The following is a 12956-nucleotide window of genomic DNA, read 5'->3' as shown; positions in this document are numbered from 1 at the left end:
GCTAATAAAATAAAAAGAATGGAGATTTGAGTCTCCATTCTTTTTATTTTACGACTTTTATATATTCTACCTTTGGGTCTTCTGTACCTTGAACATAAAGCCCTGCATCTTTAAGTTCATTTACATAGCTTATTATTTCTTCAGTGATTTTTTCTCCAGGACATAAAATTGGAATTCCTGGTGGATAAGCTAATAAAAATTCACCACTAATTAAACCTATGCTATCGTCTAAAAGAAGTGACTCTTTATTGCTGTTAAAAGCATCTCTAGGTATTAGTATTCTTTCAGGTATAGATGGTATATCAATAAAATCTGGCTTTTTAGAACTTTTATTTGAATATTCTGTACTTATTTCTTTTAAAGCTTCTATAAGTTTATCTATACTTTCTTTAGTATCTCCAAAAGAGCCTACTGCTAAAATGTTATAAAGATCTGAAAGCTCCATTTGAATATGATATTTTGTGGACAAAATCATATCTAAATCATATCCTGTAATACCTAAATCTCTACAAGTAATGGTAAGTTTTGTAGGATCCAATGAAAATACTCCAGGAGATCCTAGTATTTCATCACCAAAACAATAAAGTCCCGGTATCTTGTTTATTTCATCCCTAGCATAGCTACAAAGTGCCAGTGAACCTTCAAGCAGTTCTTTACCATGAAGTGCAATCTGACGTCTAGAACAGTCTAATGAAGCCATGAGTATATAAGAGGGAGATGTTGTTTGTAACAAATTTAAAATTTGTTGAACTCTTGAAGAATCTATATATTTTGAGTTAACATGTAATAAAGAACATTGAGTCAAAGCACCTATTATTTTATGTGTACTTTGAGCGCATATGTCAGCACCTGCATCGATTGCTGACAGTGGTAACTTTTCATTAAATCTTAAGTGAGGACCATGTGCTTCATCTACAATTAAAGGAATATCATAACTATGAACGATTTCAGCTATGCATTTTAAATCTGTAGCTACACCATAGTAAGTAGGGTTTATTATCAAAACTGCCTTTGTTTCAGGATGCTTTTTTAAGGTAGCCTCCACAGTCTCTGGTGTTACACCTTGAGCTATACCTAAGTTTTTATCTAATTCTGGCTGCATATATACTGGGGTAGCACCACTTAAGATAATTCCAGCAGTAACGGATTTATGTACATTTCTTGGAACTAACAATGTATCACCGGAACCTACTGCAGACATTATCATAGCTTGAATTGCACCAGAAGTCCCATGGATTGAGAAAAATGCATCTTCTGATCCATAGGCATCTGCTGCCAATTCTTGAGCTTTTTTTATGGGCCCTGTAGGATGATGAAGACTATCCACCAGTTTAAATACAGTTACATCAATTTTAAATGGATTTATACCCATAAAGCTTTTAAATTCTTCATCCATACCTACGCCTTTTTTATGGCCAGGAACGTGAAATGGTATAGTTTCTCTATTTACATATTCCATTAAAGAATCAAACAATGGGGTTTCATTTTGATCTAATTTATACACCTTACTATAGCACCTTCTTTCCTGTTATAATCTAATAAATATTTAAATTTATATCGCTTAAAAAACAATATTATTATATGTTATATAGTGCTTAAATGCAATATGAAAAGGTAATAAAAAAATATAATATGCTTTATTTATAAATACTTGGGTGTACTTATAAGATCTTTTTTAGTATAATAGGTTTGTTAAGAATTTCTAGGAGGATAACAATATGTATCATTATAATGTATATGAGGAATGGTTAAGTTCAAAGTTTATTGATGATAAAACTAAAAATGAGCTAATTTTAATTAAAAATAATCAAACAGAAATAATTGATAGATTTTATAAAGATTTAGAATTTGGAACTGGCGGATTAAGAGGCTTAATGGGTGCTGGAACAAATAGAATGAATTTATATACTGTAGGTAAGGCCACAGAGGGCTTAGCTCAGTATTTAAATAGTACGTATAAAGAGCCTTCCGTGGCTATAGCCTATGATTCACGCAATATGTCAAAAGAATTTTCTGAAAAAGCAGCACTGACACTTTGTGCTAATGGAATCAAATGTTATTTATTTGAAGACTTAAGGCCAACTCCTATGCTTTCTTATGCATTAAGGCAGTTACACTGTAATGCAGGTATAGTAATAACCGCGTCTCATAATCCAAAAGAATATAATGGGTACAAGGTATATGGTGAAGATGGGGGACAAATTACTGATACTAAGGCTAAAGATATATTTAAATATATTAATAACGTTAAAGTATTTGAAGGAGTTAAAACCATAAGTAAAGCATTAGCAATAGAAAAGAATTTATTAAATATTATTGGGGAAGACATAGATTCTTCCTATATAGATAAAGTCAAAAATTTATCTATAAGAAAAGATATGATAAAGGAAAATGCAAAGAATCTTAAGATAGTATATACACCTATACATGGCTCAGGAAATATCCCAATGAGAAAGATGTTAAAAGAATTAGGATATACAGATGTACATGTGGTTAAAAAGCAAGAAGATCCAAATGGAAATTTTCCAACAGTAGAGTACCCAAACCCAGAAGACCCTAAATCTTTTGAGCTAGCTATAAAGATGGCTTATGAAATAAAGCCTGATATAATATTTGGAACAGATCCAGATTGTGATAGAATTGGAGTAGTTGTATTTGATAAAGAAGAATATAAATCATTAAGTGGAAATGAAATAGGCATTCTTTTATCTAATTATATTATGGAATCTTTAAAAGAAAGTAGTTTAATGCCAAAGAACCCAATTATATTAAAAACTATTGTAACTACAGATTTAGTTAAAAGGATAGCAAAAGATTATAATGTGGAGGTTATGGATGTACTTACTGGATTTAAATATATTGGAGAAAAGATTACAGAATTTGAAGATAGTAAAGAAAAGGATTTTATATTTGCATTTGAAGAAAGTTATGGATATTTAGCTGGAGATTTTGTGAGAGATAAAGATGCAATTATAACAGCTATGTTAATATCAGAAATGGCTCTATATTATAAAGAAAAAGGAAAGACCTTATTTGATGCATTACTTGAAATATATAAACAATATGGTTATTATAAGGAAAAACTTATATCTATTGAATTACAAGGCAAAGAAGGACAAGAAAAAATTGAAAATTGCATAGATTATTTAAGGCATTCAATGAAACCTACTATAAATAATATCAGTATAGTAAAAAAGCTAGACTACAAAACTGGAATTGAAAAAGATCTTATTAAAATAGAAGAAAAAACCATAGATCTACCTAAGTCGAATGTACTTAAATTTATATTAAAGGATGAATCATGGTTTGTTGTTAGACCTTCAGGTACTGAACCTAAGATTAAAATTTATATTTCTGCTTGGTCTTATGATATATTTGAGGCTGAAGAAAGAATTGTTAAATTAGAAAATAGCATAATGGATATAGTAAATAATGCTATGGATGTAGAAGCTTAATTATCTTTAAAATTAAGATAATAATAAATTGTAAGTTAATAAGGAGGGTTTTTTTGGATATAGATTCTAAATTCAAACAAAAATTAGAAAAGCTAATCTTTATAGAGGTTAAAAAAGAAGTGGTAGAAGAACTTTTTAACACAAAACTAATAAATAAGGAAAATATATTTATACCGGTAGAGTCTTCTTATATTACTAAAGAGATTCTAGAAACTTTAAAATTAGAAAGTATACCTTTAAATAAAATAGTAAAATCTATATTTTTAATACTAGGGGCAGATAGTGAGTTTGAATATAACAATATATATAAAGCCTTGGTTATAAAAAATGAAGAAGCTATAAAATATATAAAGGGTGAAATAGCATCCTATGTTAAAGAAAAGAATTATGAAGATGCATATTTGCTACTTAAGGGATTAATTTCAGTAGATGATGAAGACGAAAACATTGAAAAGGCTATATGGATACTAGAAACATTAAGAGGAGAAGAAAAGGAATTTATAAAAGAAGAATTAGAACTTATCGAATATTTAAAAACTATAAATAGTTATGATTTACCATACTTTTATGAAGCTTTAATATATAAAGATGAAGAAGAATATGAAAAGGCAATACTAGCTATTGAAGAATGTCTGAAAAGGGAAGGAGAGTTTAAGACGCAATCACTGGAGCTTAAAGAGACTATACTTCAATCATTAAACTATGAAGATGGAAAAGCATTGATTTATGATGATCCCAAAAAGGCATTAGAAAAGTTATTGCCTTTAGTAAAAAGTCATGAAGAAAATCCTATGCTTTTTTATCATATAGCGGTAGCTTATAGAATTATAGGTAATTACCAAAAGGCTATATATTATTTAAATGAAAGTAGATCTATAGATAGTGATATTTTAGAAGTAGTAAATGAATTAGGATTGAACTATGCATCTATGGGTGACTATAGCGATGCTATTATATATTTCAAAAAAGGATTTGAGGTCTCCCAAAGTGTTGAATTTTGCACAAATTTAGCAGTTTCTTATTTGAAAATAGGAGATAAAAAGAATGCTGAAATATATATTTCAAAAGGTAAAGAAATAAGTCCAGAAGATGATATAATTACAGAGATAGAAAGAACTATTAAATAATACGATTAAAAGAATTTTATGAAGCTTTATTAATAGCCTTATAAAGTTATTTTAATATCCGGTAGGACGTTAAGAACAAATATACAGTTTTCATCTATAGATGGAGATAATTTAAAGACTATACTTGTAACGTCATCAGGACAAGGAAAAGGTACTGTAGCTATAAACTTAACAATAACTATAGTTCAAAGTGGAAAAAAGGTTCTTTTATTGGATTGTGATTTTAGAAAACCATCTATACATAAAAAACTAGCTTTACCAAATAGAGAAGGACTAACCAATATATTAATAAAAGATAAAAATATAGAAGACTGCATCTTATCTATATCAACTTCTAATTTATTCGTTTTAACTAATGGAGCAATACCTCCAAATTCATATGAATTATTAGGAACGAAAAAGATGAAAAACATTATTATAAATCTCAAGGAACTTTTTTTATATAATTATAATCGATTCCCCACCAGTTATAGCAGTGACAGATGCGCAAATACTAATATAAAAGAAGCTTTTGAAATTATTAAAAGTAGAAATTTAGACTTATATAAATGGATATTAAATAATGAAGAAAAAGTATTAGATGGCAAGAGGTAGAAATACTAGAAATAGATTTAAATAAAAGAAAAAAGATATTTAACTTTTTCAAAAAAACTGAAATAATCATATGTGCATTTAGATTAAAACGTTTTTAAAATAGGTAGTCTTATAAAATTTATATAAAATTTTGTAGGCTACCTGTTTTAAAATACATAATGTTATCAAATAACTATGAATCACATTGATAAATGTATTTATATGGAATGAGGTATATTATTAGTTTGACTTAATATAGTTTAAAGTGTAAAATTATTTAAGAAAACAAGCTTGAATGAGGTGCAATATGAAAAATAAAAAAGTTGTTACAGAAACGTTTAAATTGGGAACCTATTTAATTGATTCAATATTGGTAATCTTGTCAATATATATAGCTTTTATTATAAAGTTTCAATTTGAACCACCTATGTACAATCTAGAGCCATTTATAGATATAATACCCTTCATAATAGTGGCGTATTTAATTTTTATGTATGTCTTTGGATTAAGTGATATATTGAAAAGAAGCATAGGGGAAACAATATATTCTATAACACTAACGGTAATTTCACTTTTTATTACTACAGCTTTTATAACATTTTTTGCAAGAGGATTCTCCTTTCCAAGAAGTGTTCTCATAATAAGTCCCTTTATACAGTTTGCTTTGCTAAGTATATGGAGAAGTATAGTTTGGAAGTTAAGGAGAATACAACATGGTGTTAAGGATTCTCTTATAATTGGTGAAAAAAATATAGATTATGTTACAAAAAAAATACTTTTAAAACAAAATGAATTGTACAACATAAAGTATATATGTGGAAGTAAGTCGAAAAATATAGATGAGTATTTAGACAACGTAGAGGTTGTATTTATATGCAATGATGTAGATTATAATATAAAAAGTAGCATAGTAGATAAATGTTTGGATAATAGAAAAAGCATATATATAATACCGGATATATATGAGATAGCAATATTAAACTCTAAATTAAATAGAGCAGATGATATTCCTATGTTTAAGGTGCAAAAATTAGGACTTAATTTCGAGCAGTTATTCTTTAAACGAATATTAGATATTATAATTTCAATTATAGGAATAGTTTTAACTAGCCCAATTATGATAATAGTATCTATAATTATAAAGTTAAAAGATGGTGGAAACATATTTTATAAACAAGAAAGAGTAACTATTGGAGAAAAAAGGTTTCAGGTTCTTAAATTTAGAACAATGGTTATGAATGCAGAAAAACTTACAGGACCAGTGCTCGCTGGTGAAGATGATCCTAGAATAACTAAGATAGGAAAAGTCATGCGTGCTACTAGAATAGATGAGTTACCTCAATTTTTCAATATATTAAAAGGTGATATGAGCGTTGTTGGTCCAAGACCTGAAAGACCTTTTTTTGTAGAAAAGTTTAAAAGTGAAATTTCAGATTTCAAATATAGGACTCTTGTAAAGGCAGGGTTAACAGGTGTTGCCCAAGTTATGGGAAAATACACAACAACACCAGAAGATAAAGTTAGATATGACATAATATATATCAAAAATTATTCCATTTTGTTAGATTTAAAGCTTATACTTCAAACTATTAAAATAATGTTTATGAAGGAGAGCTCAGAAGGTGTAGCGTTAGATGAACCTTTAATGGATATAATAGAGAAAAAAAATCCTAAAATAATTGTAGATAAAGATTAAAAGATATTAGGCCTTGCTTAATATCTTTTATAACATATTAAAATAAATAATTTAAGAGGTATTATGGATGAAAAAGTTAGCATATGTGATTACTCAATCAGAAATGGGCGGAGCTCAAAAAAATATACTTTTACTTTGTGAAGGTTTAAAATCTTCTTATGAGATAACTGTATATTCAGCTAGTGGAGGAGATATGATAGATATCCTAAAGGAAATGGATATTAGGCATAAATCAATACCTAATATGGTAAGAGAAATAAGCCCATTAAATGACTACAAGGCTTATAAATATCTAAAAGAAGAGTTCCTAAAAGAAAAATTTGATATAGTTCACAGCCATAGCTCTAAAGCAGGAGTTTTGGCAAGGGAAGCAGCTAAAAGGGCTAAGACTCATAACATAGTATACACAGCCCATGGATTTGTTTTTAATGAGCCTATGAGCAAGCTTAAACAAACTATATATAAAATAGCTGAAAAAAGAGAAGCAAGATTTAGTGATAATATAATATGTGTAGATCCTAAAGATATAATAATAGCAAAAGATTTAGGTATAATACCTAAAAAAGAATTAGTTTACATTCCTAATGGTATAAACTTTGAAAATGATAACAATAAAATGGCACTTAAAGAAAATGATACATTTAGATTTGGATTAGTAGCTAACTTTTATGAAACCAAGGGACATAGATATTTAATAAAAGCATTTAAAGAAATATTAAAGACTTATCCTAAATGCGAACTTGTATTAATTGGTGAAGGAATATTAAAAGAAGAAATGGTTTCATTATCTGATGGAGAAGATAGAATAAAATTTTTAGGATACAAAGAAAATGGCGGAGAACTTATAAAAGATTTTAATTGTTTTACGCTATCTTCCGTAAAAGAAGGGTTTCCTTTTGTGATTTTAGAAGCTATAAAGCAAAAAGTACCTATAATATCTACGGATGTAGGTGCAATTAGGGATATTTTAAAAAATGATAAGTATGGTCTAATTATAGAAAAAGCTTCTATAAAAGAAATGCAAAAAGCTATGGGATATGTTATAAATAATTATGAAGAGGCTATAAATAAATCAGATATGGCCTATGATTATTGTAAAAATGTATATTCTTTAGAAAATATGATAAATCTTACAAAACACATATATGAAAATTAAATTTTAAAATTTAACAAGTTTAAGTTTGGAGGGAAACCAATGCAATTATCTAACAAAGTAAAAAAGACTTTATTATTTGTGCTGAATTGTTATTTAGCAGCTCTTTTGCTTGTCCCTAGAGATTTTAATATATATAAAAATGTGGGACCCGCAGATTCAATATTATGTTTGTTATTTATATTCTATTTTATTGCAATATTAAGAAGTGGAAATATAAAAAAATATGTAGTACTTAACTCAAAAAAGGTATTCAAAAATAAACTTATTAAAAGTATGCTATTATTATTTGTTTTTATGGTGGTTTCAACTATATATGCAAGTAATAAGTTAGTATCCATAGGAGAAGCATTTAGATTTTTTAGTTACATCCTGATAGGAATAATGATTTACTTAGAACTGAATAATAAGAGCTTTTTTAGAATGATTATTACTAATTATTTTGTGATGACAGGAATCATATGTATATTCGGTATAATTCAATTTTTCACAGGAAAAGGAATATCTACTACAGTTATAATAATGGATAAAGTTAATAGGGTCCAATCAACACTTGGAAATCCTAATGCATTTGGGGCTTTTTTAGTTATAAGTTTCTTTCCATTGTTAAGCCTACTTATAAGTGAAAAAAGCAAGAAAATAAAGTGGTTTTATGGATTTAATTTATTGTTAATATCTATTAATATAGTGTTAAGCTTTTCTAGAAACTCTTGGCTAGCTTGGACTATTGGAATTGTAGTATTAGCACTACTTTATAGTTATAAATTTTTATACATATTAGCCTTAGGTGGAGCAGGAGCATTAGTGTTCCCGTCTATGAGAGGAAGACTTCTTCAATTTACGGATGTATCACAAAATATGTCTAGGATAAATATATGGAGAGTAGCCTTAAAGATGATTAAAGAGCATCCATTTAAAGGCATTGGAAATGGTAACTTTTCAGCTCTTTATGATAATTATGTGGAAAAGTATCCTGAACTGTGGATGGAAGATATAAAAGGATATCCTAGCCATAATTCTTTTCTTAAGGTATTTAGTGAGCTTGGTGTATTTGCATTTATTATATTTATAGCATTAATGGGTAGAATAATAAAGACAGTTAACTTTTTAAGAAAAAATTTAAAAGGTTATTACGGTGAATTTTATACAGGGTTTTTTATTTCTTTAATTGTGATGATTATATTAAACTTGTTTGATAATATATTCTTTGCTCCGCAAGTAGCAGTTCATTTTTGGATTTTTGCATTTATTGCAGAGTATATTAGAGAAAATATAGTAATGTTTAACAACTAAAATTTAAATGGATGTGAAGATTGTGATAGAAATTTTAGGATATCCAATTTATAGTGGATATAAAAAAGAAATATTAAATGATATAGAAGAAATTGTAAGCTCCGAGGGGTGTGTACATATTGTATCTGGAAATCCAGAGGTTTTATACCAAGGTTTGTTCGAGAAGCCACTTTATGAAAACTTTACTTCTAAAAGAAGTCTAATAATACCAGATGGTGTTGGTGTTATATTTTCTGCAAAGGTTAAGGGCTTAAAAGTAAAAGAAAAAATTGCCGGTATTGAAGTTATGCAAGATATTATAAGTTATTGCAATAGAAAAGATAAGAGTATATATTTACTAGGATCAAAAGATTCCATAGTAAGAAAATGTAAAGTAAATATAGAGGCAACTTATAAAGATATTAATGTGGTAGGTTATAAGGATGGATATTTTGATTTAGATAATTGTGATGATATAATAGAGGATATAAATAAATGTAATCCGGATGTTTTATTTGTTGCAATGGGGTGCCCAAGACAAGAACGATTTATAATAAAACATATGGATAAACTTCATTGTAAGCTTTTTATGGGAGTTGGGGGAAGTTTTGATATATTAGCAGGGGAGCTAAAGAGAGCACCAAAATGGATGATAACTTTTGGAATAGAGTGGCTTTATAGAATCTTAAAGGAGCCTTTTAGAATTAAAAGAATGAAATCTATACCTAAATTTATGATTAGAGCTATAATAGGCAAAGTGTAGGTGAAACCATGAAATATGGGATGCAATATTTAAAAACAGAAAATGTTCATTTAATTAAAGATATGGGAATGATACCTTATAAGTTATTTAAAAGACATGGATATAAGCCTTTTGTAATTACTTATGAAAATGGAGAATATCCTTATTTAGATAAAGAAGTTAAGGGTATTAATTTAAGATTTGTAAAAAGAATATTTAACAATTTTTCACTAGATGGTGCATTCCATTTGGTTAGATATGCTAAAGATTATGATATAATACAAATATTTCACACTACACTGTCATCTTTTATTTATGCTTATACATATAAGATGTTTAATTCAAAAGGGAAGATATATCTAAAACTTGATTGTAGTCATAAGCTAGTAGAAAGAATTGAAGGATTAAATAGATTCCAATATAAAATGTTGAACAAAGCTTTTAACAAGATGGATTTAATAAGCGTGGAGCAAGAGGAACTTTATCCTAAGATTAAAGATTTATTGCCAAGTCAAAAACATAAGATAATAAATATATCTAATGGAGTAGACTTTGATTATATAAAGGGTATAGGACTTTCTTATGACTTTTCTAAAAAAGAAAATATAATTTTAAGTGTTACAAGGGTTGGATCAGAGGAAAAGAACACCCCTATGTTACTAGAAGCCTTTGCGAATATCGAAGGTATAGATAAAACAGATTGGAAGCTTGTAGTAGTAGGTCCAGTTGAAGAAACGTTTAAAGAATACATAAAAGGTTATTTAGAGTCTTATCCTAATATAGCCAATAGGGTAATAATCAAAGGAAACATAGAAAATAGAAAGTGCTTGTATGAAGAGTATCAAAGAGCTAAAATATTTTCTTTGACATCTGACTTTGAAAGCTTTGGCATAGCGTTTGTAGAAGCAGCAGCTTTTGGCGATGTTATAGTATCAACAGAGGTAGGGATAGCAAAAGAGATAGTAGGAGATAGCAATGGAATTACTGTGCCTATAAAGGATACAAAGGCACTAACCAAAGCACTACAAGAAACTATATATAAATCAAATATAAAAGAAATTAGCAATAAAACTTATGAGATTACAAAAGAAAAATATGATTGGAATAAAGTTGCAGATAAACTTTATGAATATATATCAAAATTATAAAGTTTATAAAAACAATTGAATATAATTAATAAAAGATGATGAAGTTAAATATTTAATTTCATCATCTTTTATTAAAAAATCATTTTAACTAAAAAAACATAATTACGGCATAAAAATTATCATAAGAATATTCAAAATAGATTTTATAGAAGGAAAATTAAAAACTTTACAGAATATATATAAGGTGAATAAGTAAAAGGAGGTCAATATGAATATTATAGAAATAGATGGAAATGGGTTAGATTTAGAAAAGATTATTTTGGTTTCAAGAAAGGGGTCAAAAGTAGAAATAACTAAAGAAGCAAGAGAGGGTATAAGAAAATCTAGAAAAATAATTGAACAAATAGTTGAAGAAAAGAAAGTGGTGTATGGTGTAACTACAGGATTTGGAAAGTTTGCTGATGTAAGTATCTCGAATAAGGACTGTAAAACACTGCAAAAGAACTTAATTCTTTCTCATGCTTGTGGCACTGGAAATCTTTTATCACAAGAAATAGTAAGGGCTGTAATGTTACTTAGAATTAATGCTTTATGTAAAGGGTATTCAGGTATAAGTGAAGTGACTTTAGATACATTAGTTAATATGCTAAATAAAGGAGTTCACCCTTGTATACCTGAAAAAGGCTCACTTGGAGCATCAGGAGATTTGGCACCTTTATCACATATGGTACTTCCTATGCTAGGTGAAGGTGAAGCAGAATTTAACGGACAAATTATGTCAGGAAAAGAAGCCATGGAAATGGCGGGCATCCCTACCGTAGATTTGACTTATAAAGAAGGATTAGCTTTAATAAATGGTACACAAGTTATGACTGCTATTGGTGCAATAACCTTATACGATGCTATAGATATATGCAAAATATCAGATATAGCAGCCTCACTATCTTTAGAGGCGTTAAGAGGAATAAAAGATGCTTATGACCCAAGGATACATAACATTAGACCTTATAGTGGACAAATAAGTACTGCAGACAACGTTTTAAGATTAGTTAAGGGAAGTACTTATGTAACATCACAAGGTGAGCTTAGAGTTCAAGATGCTTACACACTAAGATGTGTTCCACAAGTTCATGGTGCAACTAAAGATGCTATAAATTATGTAAAAGAAAAAGTTCTTATTGAAATAAATTCAGTTACTGACAATCCTATAGTAACAAAAGAGGGCGATGTTATTTCCGGAGGAAACTTTCATGGTCAACCTATGGCTTTAGCTTTTGATTTCATGGGAATAGCCTTAGCAGAAGTTGCAAATATATCTGAAAGAAGACTAGAAAGACTAATTAATTATCAACTAAATGATTTACCTGCATTTTTAGTTAAAAATGGAGGCTTAAATTCAGGGTTTATGATAACCCAATATGCTGCAGCCTCTTTAGTGTCAGAAAATAAGATATTAGCCCATCCAGCTTCAGTGGATTCAATACCATCTTCTGCAAATCAAGAAGACCACGTAAGTATGGGGACTATAGCTGCAAGAAAAAGTAGAGATATATTAGAAAATGTTAGAAGGGTACTAGCAACAGAAATTATGGCTGCTTGTCAAGCACTTGATTTCAGAGAAGGATTCATTTTAGGAGAGGGAACACAAGAAGCATATAACGTAGTTAGAGAAAGTATAGATTTTATTGAAGAAGATAAGGTTATGTATAAAGAATTAGATAAATGTACTAAAATATTAAAAGATAGAAGTATTATTGAAGCTGTAGAGAAAAAAGTTAATATAAACATATAACTTAAAAAATTTATAAGATAATGCATTTAATATTATGGAGATTATGATATTGAATGCA

10 protein-coding genes are annotated in these 12956 nt (G+C 28.4%); 9 read left to right on the top strand and 1 reads right to left on the bottom strand.

Annotated features, from left to right (window positions below; translation table 11 throughout):
* Nucleotides 1-43 precede the first annotated feature (43 nt).
* A complete protein-coding gene (locus tag BV55_RS0113025; protein ID WP_029453247.1) occupies nucleotides 44-1504 on the bottom strand; it encodes an aminotransferase class I/II-fold pyridoxal phosphate-dependent enzyme in 1461 nt (486 codons plus the stop codon).
* Nucleotides 1505-1718: 214 nt separating this feature from the next.
* Here BV55_RS0113025 and BV55_RS0113020 point away from each other — a divergent pair, with 214 nt between their 5' ends.
* The 9 genes from BV55_RS0113020 to hutH all read left to right on the top strand — a co-directional run bounded on the left by BV55_RS0113020 (nucleotide 1719) and on the right by hutH (nucleotide 12898).
* Nucleotides 1719-3455 (top strand): phospho-sugar mutase, encoded by a 1737-nt coding sequence (locus BV55_RS0113020; RefSeq protein WP_029453246.1) that lies wholly within the window; start codon nucleotides 1719-1721, stop codon nucleotides 3453-3455.
* Nucleotides 3456-3508: 53 nt separating this feature from the next.
* The gene (locus BV55_RS0113015) at nucleotides 3509-4582 is read left to right on the top strand and encodes a tetratricopeptide repeat protein (protein WP_029453245.1); all 1074 of its coding nucleotides are present in this window, start codon (nucleotides 3509-3511) and stop codon (nucleotides 4580-4582) included.
* A 48-nt stretch (nucleotides 4583-4630) separates the two neighbouring features.
* Nucleotides 4631-5176: an AAA family ATPase gene (locus tag BV55_RS14960; protein WP_084170572.1), complete on the top strand. Its 546-nt coding sequence runs from the start codon at nucleotides 4631-4633 to the stop codon at nucleotides 5174-5176.
* A gap of 286 nt (nucleotides 5177-5462) precedes the next feature.
* Complete coding sequence (locus tag BV55_RS0113005) at nucleotides 5463-6851, top strand: sugar transferase (protein ID WP_029453244.1); 1389 nt, start codon at nucleotides 5463-5465, stop codon at nucleotides 6849-6851.
* 67 nt (nucleotides 6852-6918) lie between these two features.
* Complete coding sequence (locus BV55_RS15180; RefSeq protein WP_051652508.1) at nucleotides 6919-8007, top strand: glycosyltransferase family 4 protein; 1089 nt, start codon at nucleotides 6919-6921, stop codon at nucleotides 8005-8007.
* A gap of 39 nt (nucleotides 8008-8046) precedes the next feature.
* Nucleotides 8047-9297 (top strand): O-antigen ligase family protein, encoded by a 1251-nt coding sequence (locus BV55_RS0112995; protein WP_029453242.1) that lies wholly within the window; start codon nucleotides 8047-8049, stop codon nucleotides 9295-9297.
* A 19-nt stretch (nucleotides 9298-9316) separates the two neighbouring features.
* Nucleotides 9317-10039 carry a WecB/TagA/CpsF family glycosyltransferase gene (locus tag BV55_RS0112990; protein WP_157469729.1) on the top strand — a complete coding sequence of 241 codons (723 nt, stop codon included), beginning with the start codon at nucleotides 9317-9319 and terminating at the stop codon, nucleotides 10037-10039.
* A gap of 8 nt (nucleotides 10040-10047) precedes the next feature.
* Nucleotides 10048-11166 carry a glycosyltransferase family 4 protein gene (locus tag BV55_RS0112985; protein ID WP_029453240.1) on the top strand — a complete coding sequence of 373 codons (1119 nt, stop codon included), beginning with the start codon at nucleotides 10048-10050 and terminating at the stop codon, nucleotides 11164-11166.
* Nucleotides 11167-11374: 208 nt separating this feature from the next.
* The gene (gene hutH, locus BV55_RS0112980) at nucleotides 11375-12898 is read left to right on the top strand and encodes a histidine ammonia-lyase (protein ID WP_029453239.1); all 1524 of its coding nucleotides are present in this window, start codon (nucleotides 11375-11377) and stop codon (nucleotides 12896-12898) included.
* Nucleotides 12899-12956 lie beyond the last annotated feature (58 nt).

Source organism: Clostridium algidicarnis, from assembly GCF_000703125.1.
Taxonomy (GTDB): Bacteria; Bacillota; Clostridia; order Clostridiales; family Clostridiaceae; genus Clostridium_L; species Clostridium_L algidicarnis.
The sequence above is the reverse complement of the archived record's forward strand: the minus strand, read 5'-3'. Positions and strand labels throughout refer to the sequence as shown.

What these genes read in the sequence shown, in the direction of transcription:
- BV55_RS0113020 (WP_029453246.1), top strand. Translation starts at nt 1,719, where the DNA reads ATGTATCATTATAATGTATATGAGGAATGGTTAAGTTCAAAGTTTATT.
- BV55_RS0113005 (WP_029453244.1), top strand. Translation starts at nt 5,463, where the DNA reads ATGAAAAATAAAAAAGTTGTTACAGAAACGTTTAAATTGGGAACCTAT.
- BV55_RS15180 (WP_051652508.1), top strand. Translation starts at nt 6,919, where the DNA reads ATGAAAAAGTTAGCATATGTGATTACTCAATCAGAAATGGGCGGAGCT.
- BV55_RS0112995 (WP_029453242.1), top strand. Translation starts at nt 8,047, where the DNA reads ATGCAATTATCTAACAAAGTAAAAAAGACTTTATTATTTGTGCTGAAT.
- BV55_RS0112985 (WP_029453240.1), top strand. Translation starts at nt 10,048, where the DNA reads ATGAAATATGGGATGCAATATTTAAAAACAGAAAATGTTCATTTAATT.
- hutH (WP_029453239.1), top strand. Translation starts at nt 11,375, where the DNA reads ATGAATATTATAGAAATAGATGGAAATGGGTTAGATTTAGAAAAGATT.